This window comes from Oxalobacteraceae bacterium OTU3CINTB1 (assembly GCA_024123955.1).
Lineage (GTDB): Bacteria > Pseudomonadota > Gammaproteobacteria > Burkholderiales > Burkholderiaceae_D > Rugamonas.
In genome coordinates, this window is the sequence record CP099652.1 from 4,282,514 (window position 1) to 4,307,965 (window position 25,452).

A 25,452-nucleotide genomic window follows, 5' to 3' on the forward strand; every position below is an offset into this window, starting at 1 on the left:
TCACGATTAGCATATGTATAATGCTAAAAAAACACCCCGGTGAGCGACTTAAATTAGCGCGCCAACTGCTCCAGCTTGCGGTCGATGAAGGCCAGCAATTCCGGCGTCATGCCGGCCGCCCCGCGCGCGCGCGCGTAGGCGTCGCGCGCCTCGGGCAGATGCTGGTCGGCCTGCAGCGAAATGGCCAACCCCATCCACCAGACGCCGTTGCCCGGCCCCAGTTGCAGCGCGTCGCGGTAGTAGCGCGCCGCCTCGGCGTGCCGCTGCTCGCGCTGCAGCACGCCGGCCAGGAAGGCCAGGTAATCGGCGCTGTTGCCGGCGTATGGCAGGGTCGCCATCAGCGTCTCCAGCGCAGGACCGCCGCGTTCCAGTTGCAGCCGCGCCAGCACCATCGCCAGCCCCGGCTGGCGCGGATCGATGCCGAGGGACAGGCGCAGCTGGCGGATCGCTTCGTCGGTTCGCTTATTTTCCAGCAGCAGACTGACGTAGGTCTGGCGCGCCGCCTCGTTGCGCGGATCGATCTCCAGCGCCCGCTCCAGATCGGCCATCGCTACGCTCAGGCGGCCTTCCTGCAAGGCCACCAGCGCGCGGCGGTAGGCGCCGTCGGATTCGAGCTTGGGCGTCAGTTCGCGCCGGCTCACGCCCTCCGTTTGAGCGGCCTTGCGTTCGGGACGGTGCGCCTCGCCGTCGGGCACGGGGCGGCGTGGCCTGGACGCGATGGCTTCATCGGATACGGGCATGCTGCCGGACGGCAGCGTCGGCGTTGCCGCCGCGCGGGCCGACGCGGATTTGGCCGGCGGGGTGTCAAGTTGGGCCGGCTGGGCAGGTTTCCGCGCCGGCTCGGCAAGTGCTTCGGCGGCCGGCGCGGATGCCCGTTCCGGCGTCACCGGCTTGGCGGCTTCGATCACTGGCTCGGCTGGCGGCGGCACGCTCACGGCGCCCGGCGGAAGCTGGTTGAGCACCACCTTCGGCACCGGCGCCGGCGGCGCGCGGTGGCTATGCCAGTACTCCCAGCCATACCAGCCGCCAGCGGCCAGCACGGCGGCTGCCGCCACACCGGCGCCTGCCAGCATCAACGGCCGGCGATCGCGTTCCGGCGCCGGCACCGCCTTCAATTCCTGGGGATGGACCGCGTCGTCGCCGGCGCCGCCACGCTTGTCCAGATCCTGCAGCATTTTATTGATCAGGCTCATTTGGTCAGCGTCCACGTCAAACCGCACGCCGCGACCAGCACGCCGACACCGGCGGCCAGCCACGGCCAGCGCAGGCCGGCGCGCGCGCCGACGACGCCGTTGGTGTCGTGCGCCGCCAGCTTGACGTGGCGGCGCGTGACCTGCTGCCGGCCCTCGCCAAAGCACAGCATCAGCGACTTGTTGGCCATGATGTTGACCAACCGCGGAATGCCGCCGCTGGCGCGGAACAGCTTGCCGATCGCGCCCCGGCTGAACAGGCGCCCGCCCGTGTAGCCGGCCACGCGCAAACGGTGGGCCAGATAGTATTCGATGTCGTCCCGGCTCAGCGGGCCGAGGTGGTAATGGAAGGTGATGCGCTGCGCCAACTGGCGGATCGAATTGGCCTGCAAATGTTGGTTCAGCTCCGGCTGGCCGAACAGCACGATTTGCAGCAATTTGCGCTTTTCGGTCTCCAGATTGCTCAGCAGCCGCAACGCTTCCAGGCTCTCCACCGGGATCGCCTGCGCCTCGTCGAGCAACAGCATGACCTGCTTGCCGGCGTGCGCCAGTTCGATCAGGCGGTAGGTGATCGACTTGAGCATCTGGTGCTGGTCGACATCGCGCGCCAGGGTCACCTCCAGCTCGTCGGCCAGGGCCAGCATCAACGTGCGCGGCTCCAGGTAGGGATTGGGAATATAGGCGGTAACGAACTCGGGCCCGACCGTGGCGATGAACTTGCGGCACAGCAGCGTTTTGCCGGTGCCGACCTCGCCGGTGATCTTGATGAAGCCCTCGCCGCTCTTGGCGGCCACCAGCAAGGTGTTCAGCGCTTCCTGGGAATGCGGGCTGGTGAAGAAATAGCTGGTATCCGGCGTGATGCTGAACGGCGCCTCGCGCAGGCCGAAGTGTTTGCTGTACATGGTCAGTTGCGCTCCCTGGCGCGGCGCGGATCGAGCTCCTTGATGCGGCGCCCACTGTCGAGCAAGTCCTGGTTCCAGTCGGAGCTGGACTCGACGATGGTCGGCTTGATCAGCACCACCAATTCGCGTTTCTGGATCACTTCGCTGGAGGCGCGGAACAATGCGCCGACCACGGGAATGTCGCTCGCGCCCGGCACGCCGGAACGGTCCGACGTCGTCGCCTGGCGCATCAGGCCGCCGATGGCGACCACCTGGCCGTCCTGGCCGCGCACCATGCTGTCCATCTCGGAAGTCGACGACGCCGCCAGCGGCAGGCTGAAGTTACCCAAGGCACCCAGATTGACGCCCTTGTTGACGGTCGAGACCTGGCTCACCGACGGGTGCACGTGCAAGATGATGTTGCCGTGGTCGTCGATCTGCGGCGTCACGTCCAGCACCACGCCGGAGAAGAACGGTTGCAAGGTCAACGTCGGCGTGGTGACGCCGGTGCCGGTGCCGCTGGTCGTTGTCGTGGTGCTGATGCCGGTCACGAAAAACTCGTCGGTGCCGATCTTGAGCAGCGCCTTCTGGTTGTTCAGGGTCGCGATGCGCGGGCTCGACAGAACGTGCACGGTACCCTGCCCTTCGAGGAAGGAAATCAGCGCCGCGAAATTGCTGGTCTGGAACGCCAGGCCGAACAGCGAGCCGACCGCGTCGGACACGGCACCAATCGACGCGCCCGGCACGCCCACCGCGCCGGCGGCGCCGTTGCTCGACAGCGACCCCGACGCGCTCAGGCCCAGCGGCGTCAGCGACGTGCCCGGCTGCACCAGGCCGGCCGAGATGCGGCTGTTGGTGCTGAGCTTGCCGAAAGCAGCCCAGTTGATGCCGCTCTGGAAGTTGCTATTCAACTCCACCTCAAGGATCTTGGCCTCCAAAATCACCTGGCGGTCGACCGACAATTGGGTCGCGCGCAGATACTGGTCGACGTTGCGCAGCTCGTCGGGCATGGCGCGGATCACGATCACGCCTGACTGCGGGCTGATCGTCACGCTGCGGCCGTCCTTGCCCGTTTCGATGATCGCCTCCAGCGCCGTCTTGAGCTCCAGCCAGAAATCGCTGGCGGAGGTCGTTTGCACGTTGGCCGCGTCCCGCTGGCTCTGGTTGCCGCCGGAGTTGTTGCCATTGTTGCCGTTGTTACCGTTGTTGCCCGAGTTGTCGCTGTTATTGCCCGAGTTATTGTTGTTGCCGGAATTGTTTTGCGAACCGCTGTTGCTGGTGCCGGCGCTGGCCACCGACGTCGACGACACGCGCAGGCTCGACACGCCCTTGCGGATCGCGGTCAGGTAATTGACCTTGAACATCTTGGTCTGCATCGTCAGCGGACGGATGTAAATGCGCGTGCCTTCGATCTTGTAGTCGTAACCGTACAACTCGCGCACCGCGTCGAGCGCCTCGACCAAGGTCACATCCTTCAGGTTGGCGGTAATGTTGCCCGTCACCTCAGGGTTGATCAGCATGTTGTAGCGGGTGCCGGCCACGATGGAGTTGAAGAACTGCTGCACCGGCACGTTGTTGAACGACACGTTGAAGCGTTCCTCCAGCACGGCGCGCGCCTTCGGCAACTGCTCGGTCAATTGCGACACCGGCGGCAGCAAGGCGCTGGCCACGGCGTCGGCCTGCGCGGCGGCCGGAGGCTTGGCCTTGAGCGCGGCATCGACCTCGGCGTTGATCTTGTTATAGGTATCGCGCTTGGGCGGCGTCGAGCAGCCGTTCAGCAGCAGCGTCGTCATGATGGCGATGGTCAGTATTTTTTGCATATGCATTCGTTTAACGTTGATGAACGGGCGTCTTCCCGCCCGTTCCGGTGTCGGGGAACAGGGTCAGCACCTGCTTCGCCCGTCCGTGTTGCAACACCACTTGGTTCTTGCCGATCTGGACCAGCACGGCGCCATTGATCTTGTCGCCCTTGCGCAGCGTCTGGCCGTCGATGACCGCCACCTCGCGTCCGCGCGTGCCGATCAGGATCGACTGCAAGCGCGGGCCGGCGCTGACCGTCGGCGTATCGGCGGCGCCCGGCGCCAGCAGGCGCGATTCCGGCGGCGGCTGGGTCGGATCGGCCAGGGTCTGCGCTTGCACCGGCGACGCGGCCAGCACCAGCGCCGACAGCGCGCCGGCCAAGCAGGCATATCGCACCGCGGCGCTCATAGTTTCATCCATTTCTGATCCAGGCTCAGCGTATAAAGCGTCAAGGTCAGGCGCGAATTCGGATACTGTTGCGCATCCAGGCTGGCCTTGCCCCAGAACAGTTGCACCGGCAATGCCTCCAGCGCGGCCATGTAGCTGACCATGTCCAGATAGCTGCCCTGCAAGACGATCTCCACGCCGTGCCGGTACAGTAGCTCGCGCGGCTTCTGCGCGGCGACCGCCGGCTGGATTGACGGATTTGGCTGGACTGCGGCGGCAAGCGGCGGTGTGCCTGCGGCCACAGGCGGCGTGGATTCCGCGAAGCGTTCGTTCATGCCCGCCACCGGCAGGGTCTTCATCGCCATCAAGCGCAGTTTTCCGTGGCCACTCAGCAGGTTTTCCAGCAACGGCGCGATCTTCTCCGGCGCCACCAGTCCTTTTTGCACGGCCAGCAAGCTGGCGCTGATACGGTCGATTTCAGCGCGTGCCGCCTGCAATTTGGCCCGTTCCTGCGCATCCGGATCGATATTGAAGCCTTGGGCCTTGCCCGTGATTTCCATGTCGATGCCGGCGATCTGGTTTTGCTGCTGCTTGATCTGCGCCAGCAGCAGCTTTTGCCTGGCCAGCATCGGTTCAACCGCGATCGTATATATGAGGAACAGGAGCGCCGCCGTCACCGCCACGAACACCATGGCGCGCTCGCGCAGGGTCATCGCGTCCAGCTTGGTGCTCAGCTTGAGCCATTGCTGTTGCAGTTGCTGCTTCATTGTTCGGTCCTCGCCGCAGCGCTCGATTGCAGGCTGAATTGCACGAACGGCGCCGTCGTCGCCACCGGTGCGGGCACGGCTGCCGGAGCGGCGGTCGGCACGGCTACACCTTCGATGGTCGCCGGCGCGGCGGGCGGCGGCGCGGCGACCGGCGTCAGTTGCGCGTCCGGCCGTGAAATATCCAGGCTGGCGAAGCTCTTGCCTTGCATAACCCGCTCCGACTTCAAGCGCGCGATATAGGCCGGTATCAAGGTCGGCTGCATGGCACGTCCCTGCACGCCGATATCGTTGCCCGCGCCAACGATCGACACGCCTGTCAACCACAGCCCGCTGACGTTCTGTCGCGAAAACGCGCGGAAATATTCGGCATAGCCTGCCGCGTTGCCAAGCGTGCCGTCGCGCAGCACCGATTCCACTTGTTGCAGCGACTTCAATTCCGCCTCGGCCTGGGCGACCTCGCTTGCGATGGTGGCGCTTTTCTGCCGTGGCGCGAATTGCTTGCTGGCCTCCGCCAGACGGCGCTCGCGGTCGGCCAGCAAGGTTTTGCCGGACGCGGCGGATGTTTCCAGCTCGGCCACACGCTGGCCGGCGTACCACGTCAGCAGCAGCGCGCCGGCGACGATCACGCCCAAGGCCTCGGCCATCGGCAAGGCCGTGAATACTTTCTTCTGCTTGAGGAAGATGGGGTTGAACAGGTTGATCTGCTGACTCACAGCACCACCTCCTCGTGCCGCAGGGCCGCGCCCAGGGTCAGGAAGAAACGCTGTTGCTGCTCGACGTCAAGCAGCGCCGGCGCCTTGCTCAGGTCGAACACATCCTCCAGGCCCATTGCCTCGACCGGCATGTAGAGATTGGCCGCCAGATATTCGTGCAAGCCCTGCGCGCCGGTCGGCGCCAGCAGCAGCTTGATCACGTTGACATAGTTGAACTGGCGGTCGAAGTGATCCAGCGAGCGTTGCAGCTCCAGGGTAATCTTGTCGAATAAGGTTTGCTGCTTGTCGGTGTCTGGTTCCAGCAGTTGCGGCAAGGTCACGTCGATGCGGCGCGACAGGTACAGCTCGCCCTTGAAGGTGATCGTCAGCAGGCCGCCGTCGCCGTCGAACGACAGCATCGCCAGGCCACGGCCTTCGGTTTCCAGCAGCACCGAGATGTTCCGCTGCGCCATTTCCGGAATGTCGATGACGTTCAGTTCGATCTTGGCCTCGGCGAACAGGCCCTGGCGCGACTGGATCAGCGCGTTGCGGGCGGCGATGGCGAACATCGAATGGGCGCGCGACGGCGCGTTCGGGTCGACCGGAATGTCTAGCACGTCGATGGTGGCGTCGTCGACATGAAAATCGAGCATATCCTTCAAGCGCCAGCGCACCGCCGTTTTCAATTCGTCCTGCGGGACGTTGGGTGCGTCGACGGTCAGCATCTGGTATTCGCCGCCGCTCAGCATGGTGCCGAAGAGGAAATTGGCGGCCTTCAAATCCTTGCTCACTTTTTCCAGCGATTCGGAAGTCAGGCTGGCAGTGGACGGATAGAACGACGACAGCTCGACCACCGCCTTGGCGTCGCGCACGCGCTGCACGCGGCCAGCGCAGATACCGTCGCGCTGGAACGAGACGGTCAGCCAGCCATCCTTCTTTTTGCTTCTTTTGAGGAATCCCATACCAGCAACCTAGATGATTACCAGCACACGAGGTTTACGCGCTAGTTGGTTGATTATATTCAAGTTACACCGCTCGTTTGCCAAAAATTAATAGTAATGCCACAAAAACACACACATTGTCATGTGGCTTGTTTCTTTATAGCTGCGCATCGATCCGCCGTGACACATAATCCGGGCCTGGCGCGGCGTTTGGGCAGTTGCCAGTCGCCGGGTCGGGCTGGTTACAGGCGACCGACCGAATGGCGATGCCGCCTGCGGTGGAATCAGGTTGAGTCGCATCGGCGGAGCCATAACCCAATTCGGGACCGGCCAGGCAAGACACCGTCACGGTGAAGGCGCTTAACGTAGCGGCCGGCAGGCCGAAGCTGACCGCCGAGGGACAGCCCAATGGATTGCCGGCCAACGCCCCGTCTGGCTGCAAGCTAGTGAAGAGCGCCCATTCCATACCCGCACGCGCCGCCTGATATGCACGCGCGCCCTGCTCATCCTGCGAGGCGCTGCTTTGCTGCGCAGTCGTCAGCGACACTACGGCCGCCGCCAACCCTGCGAGCACCACCAGTAAAAAGATGGCGGTCACCAGCGCGACGCCGCCCGATTTTCTTATCATTCGCAGCTTCATGGCGTATTGTCGACTTGGACCTGATGGGTGAGCGTGATGGTTTCAACGGCGTTGCCACCATTGATATCTGGGCGGCCCAGCGCGAGATTCAAACCAATCAGCGAGCTCTGCTGAGTTCCGAAACCGTTGACGGAAAAATTACAAGCGACCACGTTGTTGGCCATCAGATTGCCGGCGGCCGCAGTGGGAGTCGGCTGGACGGCGAGGAAGTTGGCGGCCACTGACCGCGTTAAGGTGCCTCTGCCATTTGCCAGTCCCTGGCATCGGAAGGTCACAGGTTCCGTCACCACTTGGAAACGCTGGCCGGGCGACGTATTGGGATTGGTCGACGCGAATGGATTGATCTTATTGCCAGGCGCGTCACCGTCTTTATACCGCTCATAAGAAATGGTGCGGTCCCCTGGATTTGCATTAGTGACGCGTGCGAGATTATCGCGAAAGTAGGCATCGGCACCGACATTGGAAAACCCCGGCCCCAAGTTATAGATAACAATATAATTGTTCGCCCCCGCTGGCGAGAAAGTCAACGCAGGCGTTGGCATTGGGCCCACCACATGAAACGGCGCTGCGACAGGATTCGTGAAACTCAACGGCGTGCCGTTGACGGTATTGGCCTCGACCGAGAGATACCTGCCCCCCGATATCGTCGGGATAAACTCCAACCACCAGACGCCGTTGTTCACCGTCAGGCGCACGCTGTTGGGCAAGGCGCTGCGCAGTTCACGCGCCATTCGGCGCAAGGCCAGATCGGCCGCGTCGGTAAGCTCGGCGCGGGCGGCGGCGTCGGTGTAGTTCTGCACTGGGCGACGGATGAATAGCACCATGATGCCAGCCAGTATGCCGGTAACGACCATGACGACGATCGCCTCCACCAGCGTGAAACCACGCTGGCGAGTTGCAAAATGCCGCAAATGTCGAAGGCTGCTTTTCATGGACTTAAAGGGTTGGCGCGTACCGCGTGCGGTAGCCATCCAGCTGTATGGTTTCGCCGGGGCCGTAAGTGGTGCGGATGGTGATCTTCAACACCTGCAAGTTGTTGGCCGTCGAGACGATGTTGCGGCCGTTCGGTCCGAGCGCGCCATTGCCGTTAGGCGATCCCGCCGGACCCAGTACATTGATTTCCACAGTCGTCGTAATCGGACCCAGCGAGCTGTTTCCCATTGTATTAAGGTTTTGATCCTGACCCAGCGCGCGGCCGTTCACGTCCCGATCCACCCCATCCGCGCCGGCGAAGGCGCGTCGTTCGACGCCCGGCGTCGTCACATAATCGGCGACGCTGGCATAGGGACGCAGCGCGCCGCCCGGACGCTGGCCGAACCCTGCGGCACCGGCTGCCGTGGCGCATCCGGCTTGGGCAACTGCCGTACCGTAGTTGGCGTCGGCGGGAGCGCAAAAAGTGAGGCCGGCCGATTGCACTTCCTCCATGTAGGCTTCGGCGATCAGCATGGCCTGCTTGCGGCGCAGCGGGTCGGCACTGGATTTGGTGCCGATGTTTATAACGCCGATGATGCCGGCGGCGGCGACACCCATGATCACCATGAACATCACCAGTTCGATGATGGTGAGGCCGCGCTGGCGTTTAATAGACATATCCGGTTTCGGGGTCCACAGTGAACTGGTAAACACTGGCACCGCTGGTAAATGTCAAAGTCAATGGCGCACCCAAGCTGGACCGGCCCATGGGATCAAAGAAGAAGTTGCCGGCGGCGGGAGTTCCCGCGACCGCCATGTTGGCGGGAGTCCCTTCGCACATCCAGTTGGCGATATAGGCGTTGCCGAGCGTGCAGGCGGCGCGGGTGGCCGTGCTACCAGTGTTGCTGCTGCCCGGCGCGAAAGCGAGTGCAGCGGCGGCGTTGCAGTTATTAGTGAAACAGACAGCAACTCTGGCTGGCGTCGCCACGACGAATACCCGACGGTTTTGCGCGATGGCTAGCTTCTGCGCATAGCGGATCACGGACTTGACTTGATCGGAATATGCGCGCCCTGCGAACGTATCGCCATCAAAAAATCGCGACGCCGCAATGGCGCCGAGGATGCCCATCACCACTATCACGGTCACCAACTCAACCATGGTGAAGCCGCCGGCGGTCTGCGGGTGAGGAGCAGCGCCAGCGAGGCGCCGCTGATGGTGATGGCGAGTCAAAGCGAGACCATGCCGGCGTGACGCTTACTGACAGTTAGCGACAGTAGGCGCGTTGCTGAGGATCGGCGCAACGTTGGCGCCGGTAGACTGCGTGTACATTACAAAGCAATTCAAACCAGTTGGGGTCGTGGCCACGCTGTTTGGCTGGATCACAACAGCACCCGCAGGCACTGCAGGGTTGTTGGCGCCGAGGGCGGTACCTGCGGGAAGAATCGTGTAGTCCGAATTGCTCAGGCCTGCGGCGACGGCAATCGATGCTGCGGCCGGGTACCCGTTGACCATGGTCACGCCGACGCCCTCCATCTGCATGACATTATTAACAACTGCGGCTGGATTGATCAGGAACTGGCCCCGAGCCAGCGCCGATGCGGAAGACATCGCTCCGCGCGCGGCCGATATGGACGCGGCACGGGCATCACCACCCAAGCTCGTAAACCGTGGCAGCGCCGTCGCCGCCAAAATGCCGAGGATAACAATCACGACGATCAATTCGATCAGCGTGAAGCCCGACTGGGCTGCTGGTTTACGGAATGCGCTCATCGCTGCCTTGTTCATTACATTTCTCCAAGTCGTCCATTAAGTTGAAGAAAGACAGCGCGGATTGCGTCAGTCCTTCACTTGCTCAAAGGCCACACCGAGGGGGGCTGGTGCGCCTGACGGCTTGGCGGGGCGATGGGGCAAGCGAAGTAATTTTACCTTGAATTTCAAACGTTTCGTGGGAGCATCTAAGAAGCCACTGCTGATATTTAACAAATAAATCACCGATTTATCAGTTCGATCAAACGCCCAATTCCCTCCCCCGATGTCGTCGTCGCTAGGGGAAAAGTAAGCGCCGGCGTAATTGACGGGCTTATCTTTCAGCCAATCAAACGGATTTTGTTCGGCCAAGATCGTTAAATCTTCCGTTCCACCGGGCAATTTCCCCTGCGCAACCTTAATTTCTAAGGCGGTTCGCAAGTTCGCCACCGTTGTTCGCATCGCGGCCACCTCGGCCTCGCCTTGATAATGCCAAATCCGTTGCAGCAAAACCGTGGTCAATATGCCCACAATGACGATGACCAGGGCAAACTCCAGCAAACTTGCGCCCCGTTGTTTCTGCGTCACAAATGTTGGCAAGAAAATCAGTAACCGCCTCGTTTTCGGCATCACTTATGCAAGGCGGCTTTGCCCAGATCCCAAATCGGCAGGAAGATGCCCAGCGCCAGCACCAACACCATCATGCCCAGGAAGACAATCAGGATCGGTTCGATCTGCGCCGACAGCGTCTTGAGCTCGTAGTCGACCTCGCGTTCGTACATCTGCGCGATCTCGTCCATCAAATCGTCGATGGAACCGCTCTCCTCGCCCACCGCGATCATTTGCAGCACCACGGGTGTGAACACGCCGGCCGCCGCCGCCGTCCGCAAAATGCTGTCGCCGCGCTCGACGCCGTCGCGCATCTGCTCGACGCGGGCGCACAGGTAGGCGTTGTCCACCGTCTGCGACACCACCGTCAACCCTTGCACAATCGGCACGCCGCTGCGGTTGGACAGCGCGAAGCTGCGGGCGAAGCGCGCCATCGTGGCCTTGAGGATGATTTTGCCGGCGACCGGAATCTTCAGCTTGAACTTGTCCCACTGATACAAGCCGCGCTCCGTGCCAACCCAGGCGCGGAAGCCGAACACGCCGGCCACAACAGCGACCGCCATCATCGGCCAGTAACGCACGGTGAAATTGGAGGTGCCGATCAGTATCCTGGTCATCAACGGCAACTCGGCGTGCAGCGATTTGAACACGCCGACAAACGCCGGTATCACGAACATATTGACGACCACCATCGCAGCGACCATGGCCATCAGCACGAAACTCGGATAACGGGTTGCCGTCTTGACGCGCTCGCGCATGTCGCGGTCGAACTCCAGGTGATCGAACAAGCGCAGGAATACCTCCTCCAGCCGCCCGGTCATCTCGCCCACCCGCACCATGGACAGGTAAAACGGCGAAAACACGTCCGGATGGCGTCGCATGGCGGCCGACAGCTCGCGTCCCGAGTCGAGCGACTCGCGCAAATCCTTGATGACCTTGCCGAAAGACTTGCTGACCGCTGATTCCTGCAAGCCCGCCAGCCCGCGCATGATGGGCACGCCGGACTTGAGCAGGGTATACAACTGGCGGCTGAACAATTGCACGTCCATCGACGTGACCTTCTTCTCCAGCAGCCGCGACAGCCAGCTCTCGCCACTGGCGGCGACCGCTTTTTGCGTGACGGTGATCTCGATCGGCGTCACGCCGGTATTGAACAGTTGATCGGCGACGGCGCCGCTGTCCGGGCCCTCCAGCACGCCCTGCATCAGTTCGCCGCGCGCGTTGCGGGCTTTGTAGGCGAAGAACGGCACGTCAATCCTCGGTCTGGTTACTGATGCGCATCGCTTCGGACACCGTCGTGCGGCCCTGCACCACCAGCTGCACCGCGTGCCGGCGCAAGGTTTCGCCGGCCATCTGCGTCGCCGCCACCTTGAGGAAGTGGGCCGGATCGGGATCGTTGGCGGCATCGACCACCGCCCGCGTCATCTCCAGCAGCTCGTAGACCCCGGTACGGCCGCGATAGCCCATGCCGTTACAATGCGAGCAACCCTTGCCGTGGAAATAGCGCGCCTTGTCCACCTTATCGTTGAGTTCCATGCTCAGCCACTCGCGCTCGGTCGGCGTCAACTCGTACGGCGTGGTGCAGCTTTCACAGATCATGCGCACCAGCCGCTGCGCCAGCACCGCCTGCAGGGAACTGCCGACCATGTAGCGCGGCACGCCCATGTCCATCAGGCGAAGCGGCGTGCTCATCGCATCGTTGGTGTGCAAGGTCGACAACACCAAGTGCCCGGTCATGGCGGCCCGCAGGCCGATTTGCGCCGTTTCCTGGTCGCGCATCTCGCCGACAAGCACGATGTCCGGATCTTGCCGCAGCGCCGAACGCAGCACGCGCGCGAAATTCAGGTCGATCTTGTCGTTGACTTGCACTTGATTAATGCCGGCCAGCCGGTATTCGACCGGGTCCTCGACGGTGATCAGTTTCTTCTCGACGGAATTGAGCTCCGACAGCGCGCAGTACAAGGTAGTGGTCTTGCCGCTCCCGGTCGGCCCGGTGACCAGCACCAGGCCGTTCGGACGCTGGATGATGGCGCGGAACTTTTCCACCAGCGCGCGCGGCATGCCGATGGCGTCGAGCCGCAGCTGGGCCCCGCCCTGGCTCAGCAGACGCATCACGACCGATTCGCCGTACTGGGTCGGCATGGTCGAAATACGCACGTCGATGCGCTGGTTGCGCACCCGCACGGCGAAGCGGCCGTCCTGCGGCAGGCGCTTCTCGGAAATATCGAGGTCGGACATCAGCTTCAGGCGCAGCGCGAGCGATGGTGCGATCTTGATATCGGTTTCGGTCTGCAGGTGCAGCACGCCGTCGATGCGGAAGCGGATTTGCAGCCGCCCTTCCTGCGGTTCGATGTGGATGTCGGAGGCGCGCACCTGGGCGGCGTCGTCGAACACCGACTGCAAAAGCTTGACGATGGGCGCCTCTTCCAGGTTCGGATTGGCGGCAGCGAGCGCGCCGAAGTCGACCGAGACGTCGCCCAGATCCTGCTCCAGCTCGCGCGCCAGGTCGGAGATATCCTCGGTGCGGCGGTAGATGCGGTCGATGACGCCGAGCACCTCGGTCTCGTTGACGACGGCCAGTTCGATGTTCTGTTTGACGATGCGGGCGATCTCGTCATACGCGAACAGGTCGGTCGGGTCTGACATGCCGACGAGCAGCACGCCGCGCCGGTCCTCGAGCACCAGCGCGCGGAAGCGGCGCGCCTGCGTCTCCGGCAGCATGCGGACGATCTCGGGATTGACGTTGAAGAACTTCAGGTTCAGGTACGGGATGCTGAGCTGGCGCGCCAGCGCATTGGCGATCTGCTCCTCGGTGACGTAGCCGTTCTCGATGAACACGCGGCCAAGCTTGCGGCCGCTGCGCTTTTGGTCGGCCAGCGCCAGCCCCAGTTGTTCTTCCGACAGCAGCTTTTGCTGTACGAGAATTTCCCCCAGCCTGACTTTTTCCGGCCTTGCCATACCCGCTCCTAGATGAGACAAAACGCGCCGCTACTAATGCCGCACGACAACTTGCGGCCATTCTAGTGCAGATTACCCCACTTCCCCAATGCCAAGCTCGCCTATCTGCACAGGATGTCGCTTTCTTCGCACGAATGCGCTACAGTTGTGGTTCGTTTCCTGTGGCCACTATTCCCTTTCATGACCGTACCTGCGCTGCGCCTGCAACAAGTTGTTCAACGCTATGGCCACACCAGCGTGCTGCGCGGCGTGAATCTGGAACTGCAACCGGGAGAATGCTTCGGCCTGGTGGGCGTGAACGGCGCCGGCAAGACCAGCCTGATCAAATGCGTGCTCGATTTTTGCGCGCTCGACGGCGGCAGCATCGACATCTTCGGCCAGCCGCACCACCGCCCCGCCAGCCGCCAGCCGCTGGGCTTTCTGCCGGAACGCTTCACGCCGCCGTACTACCTGACCGGCGCCGACTTCATCCGCTATCTGCTGACCCTGCAAGGCCTGCGCTACGATGCCGCGGAAGTCGGCGCGATGATGCGCGCGCTCGACCTCGACCCCGACGCGCTCAATCGCACCGTGCGCGGCTATTCCAAAGGCATGACGCAAAAGCTGGGCCTGGCCGCCTGCCTGCTCGCGCGCAAGCCCCTCTATATATTGGACGAGCCGATGAGCGGCCTCGATCCAAAGGCCCGCGCGCTGTTGAAAGAGCAACTGCGCAGCCTTCACCGCGCCGGCAGCACGCTGTTCCTGACCTCGCACGCGCTGGCCGATGTCGACGAGCTGTGCGACCGCATGGCCATTCTGCATGACGGCCGGATCCGTTTTAGCGGCACGCCGGCGGAATGCCGCGCGCAATACGGCGCCGCCAGCCTGGAGCAAGCCTTCCTGGCCTGCATCGCGTGAGCAGCATGTACCAATCCCATTTCCAGTTGCGCGAATCGCCATTCGGCATCACGCCGAACCCGGCCTTTTTCTATTCCGGCAACACGCGCGGCGAAATCCTCGAAGCGTTGCTGTATGCGGTGTGCCACGGCGAAGGCATCATCAAGGTGACCGGCGAGGTGGGCGCCGGCAAGACCATGTTGTGCCGCATGCTGGAGAGCCGGCTGCCGCCGCATATCGAGGTGATCTATCTGGTCAACCCGAATCTGAACCCGGTCGATGTCCAGTTCGCGATCGCCGCCGAACTGGGCCTGCCGACGCGCGGCTTCCGGGTTGACGAGGTCCAGCGCGGCCTGCACGCGCATTTGATCGCGCGCCACAGCGAGGGCCAGCAGGTCGTGCTGCTGGTCGAGGAGGCGCAGGCGATGCCGCTCGAAACGCTGGAAGCGATTCGCCTGCTGACCAATCTGGAAACGGCGCGCAGCAAGCTGCTGCAGATCGTGCTGTTCGGCCAGCCGGAGCTTGACCAGCATCTGGCGCTGTCGAGCATGCGCCAGCTGCGCGAGCGCATCACGCACAGCTTCCACGTGCCGGCCATGGAACCGGCGCTGGTGGCAGAGTTCCTCGACTTCCGCCTGCGCGCGGCCGGCCACGACGGCCCGGCCGTCTTCAGCGCGGCTGCCGCCAAAATGATCGGCGACAGTTCGGAGGGCATCGTCCGCCGCATCAACATCCTGGCCGACAAGGCGCTGCTGGCAGCCTTCGCCGACGACGCCGGCGTGGTCGACAAGCGCCATGTGCGCGCGGCGATCAGCGAATCGCATTTTGGCCGTGGCGGCGCGGACACATTGTTAAATCGGCGCGCGGGCCGCTTCTTTAATCGGACTGTTGCAATCGGGTGTTTGCTGGGGCTTTTAATTGGAGCAATATGCTTGAGCGTCCTTGCGGTGGCACCGAATTTGTAAGATCATGCTAGCTATATTGCATATGCACAACATCCTGCGTTCCCCCCGGGCCGGAAGAAACAATGAATAAATTCGCCTTGACCATCGTCCCCGTGGCTTGCAGTGTGTTACTTGGCGCCTGCGCCACGCGTACGCTGCCGACCTCGCCCGCCCACGTTAGCGAAGCACCGCGCCCGGGCGGCTCGATTCCGGAGCCGGTGAGGCAAAGCGCGGTACTGCCGCCGCCCAAGCCGGCCGCCAAGGTCGAGACCTACAGCGTCACCGTGCACAAGGTACCGGTGCAATCGCTGCTGTTCGCGCTGGCGCGCGACGCCGGCCTGAACGTGGACGTCCATCCCAGCATCGAGGGCATGGTCACGCTCAACGCGCTGGACCAGACCCTGCCCCAGCTGCTGAGCCGCATCCAGCGCCAGGTCGATATGCGTTATGAAATCAACAATGGCATTTTATCGGTGCTGCCGGACACGCCGGAGTGGCGCAACTACAAGATCGACTACGTCAACATTGCGCGCAGCACCAGCAGCAGCGTCAATATCGCGACGCAGATCTCCACCACCGGCGGCGGCAGCGGCGCCTCCAACCCGGTCGGCGCGACCGCGTCGGGCGGCGGCAACACGGGCGGCAACACCCAATCGTCGAACAGCAACAGTGGCACCGCCAACGGCAGCAACAACTCGACGACGGTGGTGAACAACCGTTCCGACAACAATTTCTGGTTCACGCTGGAAAAGAATATCCGCGACATGCTGCGCAACTCCAACCTGGCCGACAACCCGGTCGATCCACTGGCCGGCATCCAGCCGAACATCCAGCAAAGCACGGCGGACGGCTCGCAACAACCCGGCCGTGGCCAGCAGACGCCGGCGGTTCTTGACGGCGGCGCCTTCGGCCAGTCGCGCACCAATAACACCCGTACCAACTCCGTCATCGTCAACGCCGAGGGCGGCTTGATCGCGGTGCGCGCGACCAGCCGCCAGCACGAGAAAATCCGCGAGTTCGTCGATATCGTGCTGGGCGCCGCCAAACGCCAGGTGCTGATCGAGGCGACTGTGATCGAGGTCCGCCTCAACAACAATTACCAGCAGGGCATCAACTGGTCGACCTTGTCGCGTTCGGGCCGCCTGGGCATGACCCAGGGCCAGGTCGGCACCACCACGCTGCCGAGCGCTGTCAATCCCGGCAGCAGCCAAGGCATTTTCCTGCTGAAATATAACAATCCCGTCACCAGCCTGGGCAGCATCGCCGCGACGCTGGAGCTGCTTGAATCGTTCGGCAAGGTCAAAGTACTGTCGAGTCCAAAAATCAGCGTGATGAACAACCAGACGGCGCTGCTCAAGGTGGTCGACAACAATGTCTTCTTCTCGATCAAGGTCACGCCGGCCGTGCTGGGCCTGAACGGCACGCCGACCTCGCCGGCCACCTACGAATCGAAGCTGGAGACGGTGCCGGTCGGCTTTGTCATGAGCGTGACGCCGCAGATCGCCGACAATGACGACGTCACCATCAACGTGCGCCCGACCATCACGCGCATAGTCGGCACCGTCGAGGATCCGAATCCGGCGCTGGCCGCCGCCAACGTGCACAGCCTCGTGCCGGTGATCCAGGCGCGGGAGCTGGAATCGCTGATGAAAGTACCGAGCGGACAGATCGCCGTGATGGGCGGGCTGATGCAAGACTCGGTCGACAACGCCAAGGATTCAGTGCCGTTGCTGGGCAGCATGCCGGTGATCGGTGACCTGTTCTCGTTCCGTAACGAGAAAAGCACCAAGACCGAACTGGTGATCTTCATGCGCCCGATCGTGGTCAAGGACGCCAGCGTCAACGGCGACTACAAGGATTACCGCTACCTGCTGCCGGGCGAAAAGCCGGACAACGAACCCTACCCCGTGCCGACAGCCCCCCCTGCCCCCACCACCAACGGGAACGGATCATGAGCTTACTGATGCAGGCGCTAAAGAAGGCCGAGCGCGCCAAACAAAGCTCGGCGGTCGAGGACGAGGTGGACAAGCCGTCGGAGGAATTCGACGCGGTGCTGGCGCTCACGCCCGAGCCGGCGCCGCACGCCGCCGTGCCGCCAGCCAAGCGCGAGCTCAGTCTGGACCTGGAGCCGATGGCCGAATTCAGCCTGGAACCGCTGGCGCCCGAAGCGCCGGCCGCCAGCCTGACGCCGCGTCCCTCGCCAAGCCCGTTGCCACCGCCCAGCGATCATCTGGACGCCGGCCTGACGTTCGACCTGACGCCCGATCCGTCCGCGCCGGTGGCGCCAACACCGGCCGCGGCGGCGCCGCAGCGCGCGCAGCCGCAAGCGCCGCTGTCGGCCACGGCCTCCGCACCGACCGCCAGCGCCGCCGCCGGGCAAAATACCCGGGCCAACGCCCAGAACAACGACGGCACCAACGCCGCCAGGCCCACGGCGGGCGCCAGAGCATCCGCCCCGGCCAAACCGCAGTCCAGCGACAAGGCCGCCGGCAAGCCGCGCGGCGCGGCGCGCGCCCGCGCGGCGGCCGCCACGACAGACGAGCCGGTCGGCATGGATCCGGAACGCCTGCGCCTGATCGGTCTGCTTTCGATACTGGCGCTGATCGTCCTCGGCTTCGGCTATTACTATTGGCAGGCGGTGGTCGCACCCGGCGCCGGTTCACGCCTGCCGCCGGTGCCGATGCCGCCTCCGGGCGCTACCGGCGCCACGCCGGTGCAGGTGATCGGCGCCGCCGCCGGCCAACCTGATCCAGGCGGCCAGCCAGCCACCGGCGCCCCCGGCGGCTTCGCCGACCCGATGGCGGTCGATCCGAGCGGCAGCGCCATGCTGGCGCCGTCGGTCAACCGTGGCGGCCGCGACGACCTGGAGCTGCGCCTGGCCCGTACCGAACAGGAACTGGCCGCCGCCCAGCAGGCGATCCAAACCCAGCTGGCAGCATCGACGCCGCGCGCGGAACGACTGCCGCCCGTTGCCGCGCCCGACAACAATGCCGAGATCCGCGTCGCCCGCGCCGTGCAGCCGGCCAGGATCGCGCCGGCCGTGGAAACCGCTTATCAATCCTTCAGCAACGGCGACCTGCCCAACGCGCAAAAGCAGTACGAGTCCGCACTGCGCCAGGAACCGACCAGCCGCGACGCGCTGCTGGGCCTGGCGATGGTGCATACCCGCCAGAACCAGGGCGCGCAAGCGGCGTCGTATTACCTGCGCATGCTTGAACTCGATCCGAACGACTCCACCGCAGTCGCCGGCCTGGTGAGCATGCGCTCGGGCGACGCCGCCCAAAGCGAAGGCCGCCTCAAGGCCATCCTGACCACCAACCCGGAGGCCGGTCCGGCGCTGTTCGCGCTGGGCAACCTGTACGCGCAGCAGAACCGCTGGTCCGACGCCCAGCAAACCTTCTTCCGCGCCTACAGCGCCTCGCCCGACAATCCGGACTACGCCTACAACCTGGCCATCGGCCTGGACCGTCTGAACCAGGGCCGGCTCGCGCTGACCTACTATCAGCGCGCGCTGGTGCTGTCGCAGGACAAGGCGGCTGCCTTCGACCAGAAGGCGCTGCGCCTGCGCATGCACGAGCTGGGCGCTCCGGCGCAGCCATAAGAAACATCACCCACCACTATCGATGGCAGAACACGCAAAACTCCCGCTCGGCAAACTGCTGATCCAAAAAGGCGTCATCAGCGAAGACCAGCTGCGCATCGCGCTGATCGAGCAAAAACGCAGCAACGAGCCGCTGGGGAAACTGTTGATCACGCTGGGCTTCGTCACCGAGGCCACGGTGCGCATGGCGCTGTCGGAAAACCTGAACCAGCAAAGCGCCGACCTCACCAGTCTGGTGGTCGACGCCATCGCCCTCAAGCTGATCCCCAAGGAAGTGGCCAAGCGCTACCGCGTGTTCCCGATCGTCTACGAGCGCCAGACCGACAACCTGATCCTGGCCATGTCCGACACCAGCAACATCGTCGCGCTCGACCAGATCAGCGCCATGCTGGTCAAAGGCATCACCATCAGCCCGCTGCTGGTGAACGAATCGGACATCTCGCGCGCCATCGACCAGTACTACGGCTTCGAGCTGTCGATCGACGGCATCCTGCACGAAATCGAAACGGGCGAGGTGAACTACGCCAGCCTGGGCACCACCTCCGACGAGTACAGCCAGCCGATGGTGCGCCTGATGGACGCCATCCTGGCCGACGCCGTGCAAAACAGCGCCTCCGACATCCACTTCGAGCCGGAGCAATCGTTCCTGCGGATCCGCTACCGCATCGACGGCATCCTGCGCCAGATCCGCAGCCTGCACAAATCGTACTGGCCGGCGATGGCCGTGCGCCTCAAAGTCATGTCGAACATGAACATCGCCGAGACGCGCGCGCCGCAGGACGGCCGCATCTCGATCAAATTCTCGGGCCGGCAGATCGACTTCCGCGCCTCGGCGCAGCCGACCACGCACGGCGAGAACTTCGTGCTGCGCGTGCTCGACCGTCAAAAGGGCCTGGTGCCGCTCGACGGCCTGGGCTTGGGCGAGGCCGAACTGAGCCTGCTAAAGCTGATGATCGCCCGCCCCGACGGCGTGATCCTGGTGACCGGTCCGACCGGTTCCGGCAAGACCACCACCCTGTATTCGATCCTGAACCACATCAACACCGAGAGCGTCAACATCATGACGCTGGAAGACCCGGTCGAATATCCGATGAACATGATCCGCCAGACGTCGGTCAACGAATCGGCCAAGATGGGCTTTGCCGAGGGCATCCGCTCGATGATGCGGCAAGACCCCGACATCATCCTGGTCGGCGAGATCCGCGACAAGGAAACCGCCGAGATGGCCTTCTCGGCCGCGATGACCGGCCACCAGGTGTATTCGACCCTGCACACCAACTCGGCGATCGGCTCGATCCCGCGCCTGCTCGACATCGGCGTCGTGCCCGACATCATGGCCGGCAACATCATCGGCATCATCGCCCAGCGTCTGGTGCGCAAGCTGTGCACGGCATGCCGCGAACCGCATATCGCCGACGATGTCGAACGCCGCCTGCTGGGACTGCCGGAGACGGCCGGTCCGCAAACTTTGTACCGCGCGGTCGGCTGCGACCATTGCGCGCACCAGGGCTACAAGGGCCGCATCGCCATCATCGAACTGCTGAAGATGACGCCGGCGCTGGACGAAATGGTGGCGCGCCGCGCCTCCTCGCGCGAGCTGAAGACGGCGGCCGCCAACAGCGGCTTCCACAGCCTGATCGACGACGGCGTGCGCCGCGTGCTCGAAGGCGTGACCACATTGGAAGAAGTTGGACGCGTAGTGGACCTCACCGAAAGGCTGGCCAACTGATGCCCCAATACTTCTACCGCGCGATGGACGCCGGCGGCCAGATCTCGCCCGGCAACATGGACGCCGCCAACGAGCCGGACCTGGAGCTGCGCCTGCACCGCATGGGCCTGGACCTGATCGACTGCCGCGTCTCGCGCGCCAAGGTCGTGGCGTTGAAACGCGTCATCACCCGCCGCGACCTGATCAACTTCTGCTTCCACATGGAACAGCTGACCGGCGCCGGCGTGCCCATCCTCGAAGGCTTGAACGACCTGCGTGAAAGCATCGACCACCCGCGCTTCCGCGAGATGATCACCGGCCTGATCGAAAACATCGAGGGGGGCCAGCAACTGTCGGCCGCCTTGGCCGCGTATCCGGAAGTGTTCGACCTGACCTTCACCAGCCTGATCACCGCAGGCGAGCAAAGCGGCAAGCTGGCCGAGGTCTTCAAGAACCTGTCGGAAAGCCTGAAGTGGCAGGACGAGCTGGCCTCGCAGACCAAAAAGATCGTCATGTACCCCGCCGCCGTGGGCGTATTCGTCACCGCCGTCACCTTCTTCCTGATGATCTACCTGGTGCCGCAGCTGACGTCCTTCGTCAAAAACATGGGCAACACCCTGCCGCTGCACACCAAGGCGCTGATTTTCGTCTCCAACATCTTCATCGATTACTGGTACGTGCTGGTGGCGGTGCCGCTGATCGCCTTCTTCGTCGGCCGCGCCTGGCTGGCGCGCAGCGAGCAGGCGCGCTACGCCGCCGACGGCTTCAAGCTGCGCGTCTGGATGATCGGCCCGGTGCTGCACAAGATCATCCTGGCCCGCTTCGCCACCTTCTTCGCGATGATGTACGGCTCCGGCATCACCATCCTCGAATGCATCCGCCTGTCCGAAGGCATCGTCGGCAACCGCGTGGTCGCGGCCGGCCTGCGCCGCGCCGGCCAGCTGATCTCCGAGGGCCAGGGCATCACGGCGGCGTTCCAGCACACCGGCATCTTCCCGCCGCTGGTGATCCGCATGCTCAAGGTCGGCGAGACCACCGGCGCGCTCGACGGCGCGCTGCGCAACGTCAGCTACTTCTACAACCGCGAAGTCAAGGAGATGATCGAGAAGGTGCAGGCGATGATAGAGCCGGCCATGACCGTGATCCTCGGCGTGATGGTCGGCTGGATCATGCTGTCGGTGATGGGCCCGATTTACGACACGATCAGCAAGATCAGAACCTGAGGCTGCCGTGACGAGCAAACACCTACTCTATCTCAGCAGCGAACAACTGCACGCCTACCAGTGGCGCAACGGCCGCTTGACGGGCGGCGTGCGCTTCAACAACGACCGCGCCGGCGTCGACGATTTCATGGACTATATCGACCATGGCAACCACGCGCCGGTCTACCTGCTGGCCGACCTGATCGAGGAAGACTTCCAGCGCGTCCACGTGCCGCACGTGGGCGCCCGCGCCGGCGCCAAGCTGATGCAGCGGCGCCTGTTGCAGCAATACCGCGAGACGCCGTTCCGCCACCACGAGGTGCAAGGGCGCGAGGCGCTGGGCCGGCGCGACGACATCGTGCTGTTGTCGGCACTGACCAATCCGTCGTCGGTGCAGCCGTGGGCCGAAGCGCTAGAGCAACTGAAAATACCGCTGGCCGGCCTGTACTCGACCACCTTGCTGAGCGAGGCGCTGGTGCGCAAGCTGGCCATGCGCGACGAGCACCTGCTGCTGGTGACACAGCAATCGGCCGGCTGGCGCCAGAGCTACTTCCAGAACGGCCAGCTGAAATTCTCGCGGCTGACGCCTGCCATCGACCGCGACGGCGACGCCGTCAACATCGGCACCGAGACCGGCAAGACCCAGCAATTCCTGACCAGCGTGCGGCTGATGGCGCGCGGCAATGTGCTGGAGACGGCGGTGATCGCCCCCGCCGCCGCCATTCCCGCATTGGAAGCGCAATGCGAGGAAGGCGCCGAGACGGCTTTCCGCTTCGTCCCGCTGGAGGGCGTGCGCGACCGGCTCGGCATCAAAACCGGCGACGGCGACGTCGCCGACATGGCCCTAACGCTGACCGATCCGCTGATGCTGGCCTTCCTGGCGCGCACGCGTCCGCCCAGCCACTACACCTTGGGGCCGTTGCAACGCTACTTCAAGCTGTGGCGCGCGCGCGTCAACCTGTATCTGTTCAGCGGCGTGCTGGCGGCGGGCTGCGCGGTACTCGCCGGGATCAACCTGTGGCAATCGGGCGACGCCCGCACCGACACCGCGCGGCTGTCCGCCGAGGCGTCCTCGTACGACCAGCGCTACAGCGCCGTCATGGCAGCGATGCCGCCACGCGTGACCACCACCGCCAACATGCGCGCGGCCGTCAACGTCGAACGCATGCTGGTGACGCAGGGGCCGGGGCCGGAACAATTGATGGGCATCGTCAGCGCCGCGCTCGAACAGGCGCCGCAGGTCCGGCTGTTGCAGCTGGACTGGAAGGTCAATCTGCCGGCCACGCAAGTCAGCGGCCAGGCCGGCGCGGCCGACATGGGCGGCGCCGGCCAGGTGGCGCCCATGTCGTCGCTGCTGGCGGGCATACCCGGGCGGCCGCCGCAGGCGCTGCTGCTGGAGGCGGAAATCATGACCGAGCAGGACGACTACCGCAACGCCGTCAATACGATGAACCTGTTCGCGCAGCAGCTCGCCAGCCATCCGCGCCTGATCGTCGAGGTCGACAAGCCGCCGCTCGACACGCGCTCCTCCGTCAAGCTCAATGGCAAGGCCGGCGTGCAGGCGGTCGAGACGCGCGCCAAATTCTCCCTGAACCTGGTGTGGCAGCCATGAGCACTCATCCCGTCACCGGCAAAAAGCCGGCGCGCGCCAAGGTCGCGCTGCCCTACTGGATCAACGAGTTCGATCTGATCCGCACGTCCGTGCTGACCGCCGTCGCCGCCGTGACGATCGGCATGACCTGCGTGCTCGTCACCGGCTGGCGCCAGCAGGACGCCGAAGCCGAGCTGCAACGGGTGCAGCGCGTGCGCGACGCCGCCTATTCGCGCTATGCGCATGTGGACAACGAGAAGCGCGACATCCGCAACTTCCAGCAGCGCTATATCGAGTTGCGCGAGCGCGGGCTGATCGGCGAAGAGAAGCGCCTGGAGTGGGTCGACGCGATCCGGCAGACGCAGGAACAGCGCAGGTTGCTGCCGCTGAGCTATGAGATCGATCCGCAACAGCCGGTCAGGCTGGAGTCGGCGCTCGATCTGGGCGAGTACCAGTTGCAAGGCAGCCGCATGCGCTTGCACATGGAGTTGTTGCACGAAATGGATTTGTTCGATTTCCTGGGGGATTTGCGCGAGCGCAGTTTCTTTGCGGTGCAGGATTGTTCGATCAAGCGTCTGGCGGTGGCGGCCGGGGAGGCCGGGGCGGTGGCCGGACCGACCTTGGGGGCGGATTGCACGCTGAACTGGATTACGATGGCGCCGGCGCCGAAAGTGGCGCCTGCTGTTGAGCGCAAGAAGGGCAAGGCATGATGAGCGCCAATATGGGCGAGCACTACGGCGCGCGTTGGCATGCGCTGGCCGCCGCACTGATTTTATCGACCGCGTGTCACGGCGCTTACGCCACACCGGGGCGCTTGTTCAATACGCCCGCCGAGCGCTCGGTACTGGAGGCCAGTCGCGGCAAAGTGGTCAAGGACGGCGTCGGCGCGCAGGCGCAAGCGCCGACCCGGCCGGACGCCCCGCCGCCCAGGGAACCCAACACGGCGCCCCCTTCCGGCCCCGACGGCGTGCAGCCGGGACTGGCCAAGCCCGGCACGGCGGCCGGCATCGATGGCGCCGCGCCGCCGGCGCCGCCCGCGCCGGCGCAGCTGGAGATGAACGGTGTCGTCCGCAGCAGCAGCGGGCGCAGCACGGTTTGGCTGAACAACACGCCGCAGAGCGGTCCGCAGAACCAATTCAGCAACCGTCACAACAAGGCGCTGACGGTCACCCTGCCCTCCGGCAGAAAAATCCTGCTGCGGCCCGGCCAGCGCTACGACCTGGCCGATGGCCGCGTCAAGGATGTCAATGAACCGTGAACGCCTTCAGCCCTCGCGGCGGCGCCGCCGTCCAGCCTTGCCGCGTCGCCAGCGTGGCGCCGCGTTGCTGCTGTTGCTGGTGGTGCTGGGGCTGGGCGCGGCGTCGTTGTTGATGAGTTTATTCAGTCCGCCATCCGGCGAGTTGCGTCCGCAGGCGCTCACGCGCGAGTCGCTGGCGCAGGCGCGCGAGGCGCTGCTGGGCTATGCCATCGTGCACCGGCGCCTGCCGCGCCCGGCGCTGTCGGCCACCGACGGCCGCGAAAGTCCAAGCCCCTGCACCAGCGACGCCGATTGCACCGGCTTTTTGCCGTGGATAACCCTGGGCCTGGTGCCGGGCGACGGCTGGAACAAGCTGCTGCGCTACAGCGTCTCACGCGACTTCGCCAACGGCAATCTCGACGAGCCTGTGGAGGCGGACAAGACCGTGTTCGACCGCAACGACGACGGCGCCGTGTTTTACCGCGTTGGCACGGCCAATTGCCGCGTCGACGACCGCTGCTCGCCGGCGGTCATCTACTCCAGCGGCAAGCATCTGGGCGTCAGCGTCGACGGCATCCCGCAACTGAGCGGCGTCACGGACAACCTCGACGAGCAGGCCAACGAAGTGGCCGTGCGCGAGTTCATGGCGCGCGCCGCCACCGGCGAGCCGCGCAGCATCGGCGGCAGCTTCAGCAACGAGGTCAGCTGGATACCGCTGCCGCTGATACGCAAGCGCGTGCGCGCCTCCACGCCCAAACGCTGAGCGCGC

General features: G+C 64.3%; 24 protein-coding genes and 1 pseudogene. 10 read left to right on the top strand and 15 right to left on the bottom strand.

The window, feature by feature from the left end; genetic code table 11:
• Positions 1-53 precede the first annotated feature (53 nt).
• From NHH73_18460 to NHH73_18530, 15 genes and pseudogenes are all read right to left on the bottom strand, one after another.
• A complete protein-coding gene (locus NHH73_18460; protein USX24593.1) occupies positions 54-1,193 on the bottom strand; it encodes a tetratricopeptide repeat protein in 1,140 nt (379 codons plus the stop codon).
• Positions 1,190-2,092 carry an AAA family ATPase gene (locus tag NHH73_18465; GenBank protein ID USX24594.1) on the bottom strand — a complete coding sequence of 301 codons (903 nt, stop codon included), beginning with the start codon at positions 2,090-2,092 and terminating at the stop codon, positions 1,190-1,192. Before NHH73_18465 ends, NHH73_18460 begins: the two co-directional genes overlap by 4 nt.
• Before the next feature lie 2 nt (positions 2,093-2,094).
• Positions 2,095-3,891, bottom strand: a complete 1,797-nt coding sequence (gene mshL, locus NHH73_18470; protein ID USX24595.1) for a pilus (MSHA type) biogenesis protein MshL — start codon at positions 3,889-3,891, stop codon at positions 2,095-2,097.
• A 10-nt stretch (positions 3,892-3,901) separates the two neighbouring features.
• Complete coding sequence (locus NHH73_18475) at positions 3,902-4,291, bottom strand: MSHA biogenesis protein MshK (GenBank protein USX24596.1); 390 nt, start codon at positions 4,289-4,291, stop codon at positions 3,902-3,904.
• On the bottom strand, positions 4,276-5,025 hold the full coding sequence (locus NHH73_18480) for a hypothetical protein (protein ID USX24597.1): 750 nt from the start codon (positions 5,023-5,025) through the stop codon (positions 4,276-4,278). The genes NHH73_18475 and NHH73_18480 overlap by 16 nt, the downstream gene beginning before the upstream one ends.
• Positions 5,022-5,738, bottom strand: a complete 717-nt coding sequence (locus NHH73_18485; GenBank protein USX24598.1) for an MSHA biogenesis protein MshI — start codon at positions 5,736-5,738, stop codon at positions 5,022-5,024. Before NHH73_18485 ends, NHH73_18480 begins: the two co-directional genes overlap by 4 nt.
• Positions 5,735-6,679, bottom strand: coding sequence for a pilus assembly protein PilM (gene pilM, locus NHH73_18490; protein ID USX24599.1), 945 nt, complete (start codon positions 6,677-6,679; stop codon positions 5,735-5,737). The genes NHH73_18485 and pilM overlap by 4 nt, the downstream gene beginning before the upstream one ends.
• 136 nt (positions 6,680-6,815) lie before the next feature.
• Positions 6,816-7,298, bottom strand: a complete 483-nt coding sequence (locus NHH73_18495) for an agglutinin biogenesis protein MshP (GenBank protein ID USX24600.1) — start codon at positions 7,296-7,298, stop codon at positions 6,816-6,818.
• Positions 7,295-8,230, bottom strand: coding sequence for a prepilin-type N-terminal cleavage/methylation domain-containing protein (locus tag NHH73_18500; protein ID USX24601.1), 936 nt, complete (start codon positions 8,228-8,230; stop codon positions 7,295-7,297). The genes NHH73_18495 and NHH73_18500 overlap by 4 nt, the downstream gene beginning before the upstream one ends.
• 4 nt (positions 8,231-8,234) lie before the next feature.
• On the bottom strand, positions 8,235-8,888 hold the full coding sequence (locus NHH73_18505; protein USX24602.1) for a type II secretion system GspH family protein: 654 nt from the start codon (positions 8,886-8,888) through the stop codon (positions 8,235-8,237).
• Positions 8,878-9,369, bottom strand: a complete 492-nt coding sequence (locus NHH73_18510) for an MSHA biogenesis protein MshC (protein USX24603.1) — start codon at positions 9,367-9,369, stop codon at positions 8,878-8,880. The genes NHH73_18505 and NHH73_18510 overlap by 11 nt, the downstream gene beginning before the upstream one ends.
• A 465-nt stretch (positions 9,370-9,834) precedes the next feature.
• A pseudogene (locus tag NHH73_18515) lies at positions 9,835-9,981 on the bottom strand (prepilin-type N-terminal cleavage/methylation domain-containing protein).
• A gap of 66 nt (positions 9,982-10,047) precedes the next feature.
• Positions 10,048-10,545, bottom strand: a complete 498-nt coding sequence (locus NHH73_18520) for a type II secretion system GspH family protein (protein ID USX24604.1) — start codon at positions 10,543-10,545, stop codon at positions 10,048-10,050.
• Between the two features lie 41 nt (positions 10,546-10,586).
• A complete protein-coding gene (locus NHH73_18525; protein USX24605.1) occupies positions 10,587-11,816 on the bottom strand; it encodes a type II secretion system F family protein in 1,230 nt (409 codons plus the stop codon).
• Between the two features lies 1 nt (position 11,817).
• The gene (locus NHH73_18530; GenBank protein ID USX24606.1) at positions 11,818-13,524 is read right to left on the bottom strand and encodes a GspE/PulE family protein; all 1,707 of its coding nucleotides are present in this window, start codon (positions 13,522-13,524) and stop codon (positions 11,818-11,820) included.
• Positions 13,525-13,704: 180 nt separating this feature from the next.
• Between NHH73_18530 and NHH73_18535 the strand changes: the two genes are divergently transcribed.
• The 10 genes from NHH73_18535 to NHH73_18580 all read left to right on the top strand — a co-directional run bounded on the left by NHH73_18535 (position 13,705) and on the right by NHH73_18580 (position 25,446).
• Entirely contained in the window at positions 13,705-14,421 is a 717-nt protein-coding gene (locus NHH73_18535) for an ABC transporter ATP-binding protein (GenBank protein ID USX24607.1), read from the top strand.
• 5 nt (positions 14,422-14,426) lie between these two features.
• Positions 14,427-15,365, top strand: a complete 939-nt coding sequence (locus tag NHH73_18540) for an AAA family ATPase (protein ID USX24608.1) — start codon at positions 14,427-14,429, stop codon at positions 15,363-15,365.
• Positions 15,366-15,427: 62 nt separating this feature from the next.
• Entirely contained in the window at positions 15,428-17,299 is a 1,872-nt protein-coding gene (locus NHH73_18545) for a type II and III secretion system protein (protein USX24609.1), read from the top strand.
• The gene (locus NHH73_18550) at positions 17,296-18,945 is read left to right on the top strand and encodes a tetratricopeptide repeat protein (protein USX24610.1); all 1,650 of its coding nucleotides are present in this window, start codon (positions 17,296-17,298) and stop codon (positions 18,943-18,945) included. Before NHH73_18545 ends, NHH73_18550 begins: the two co-directional genes overlap by 4 nt.
• A 22-nt stretch (positions 18,946-18,967) precedes the next feature.
• A complete protein-coding gene (gene tadA / locus NHH73_18555; protein ID USX24611.1) occupies positions 18,968-20,674 on the top strand; it encodes a Flp pilus assembly complex ATPase component TadA in 1,707 nt (568 codons plus the stop codon).
• Positions 20,674-21,876, top strand: coding sequence for a type II secretion system F family protein (locus tag NHH73_18560; protein ID USX24612.1), 1,203 nt, complete (start codon positions 20,674-20,676; stop codon positions 21,874-21,876). Before tadA ends, NHH73_18560 begins: the two co-directional genes overlap by 1 nt.
• Before the next feature lie 7 nt (positions 21,877-21,883).
• Positions 21,884-23,467 carry a hypothetical protein gene (locus tag NHH73_18565; GenBank protein ID USX24613.1) on the top strand — a complete coding sequence of 528 codons (1,584 nt, stop codon included), beginning with the start codon at positions 21,884-21,886 and terminating at the stop codon, positions 23,465-23,467.
• Positions 23,464-24,156, top strand: a complete 693-nt coding sequence (locus NHH73_18570) for a hypothetical protein (protein USX24614.1) — start codon at positions 23,464-23,466, stop codon at positions 24,154-24,156. Before NHH73_18565 ends, NHH73_18570 begins: the two co-directional genes overlap by 4 nt.
• A complete protein-coding gene (locus tag NHH73_18575) occupies positions 24,153-24,704 on the top strand; it encodes a hypothetical protein (protein USX24615.1) in 552 nt (183 codons plus the stop codon). The genes NHH73_18570 and NHH73_18575 overlap by 4 nt, the downstream gene beginning before the upstream one ends.
• Entirely contained in the window at positions 24,694-25,446 is a 753-nt protein-coding gene (locus NHH73_18580) for a hypothetical protein (protein USX24616.1), read from the top strand. The genes NHH73_18575 and NHH73_18580 overlap by 11 nt, the downstream gene beginning before the upstream one ends.
• Positions 25,447-25,452: the final 6 nt, after the last annotated feature.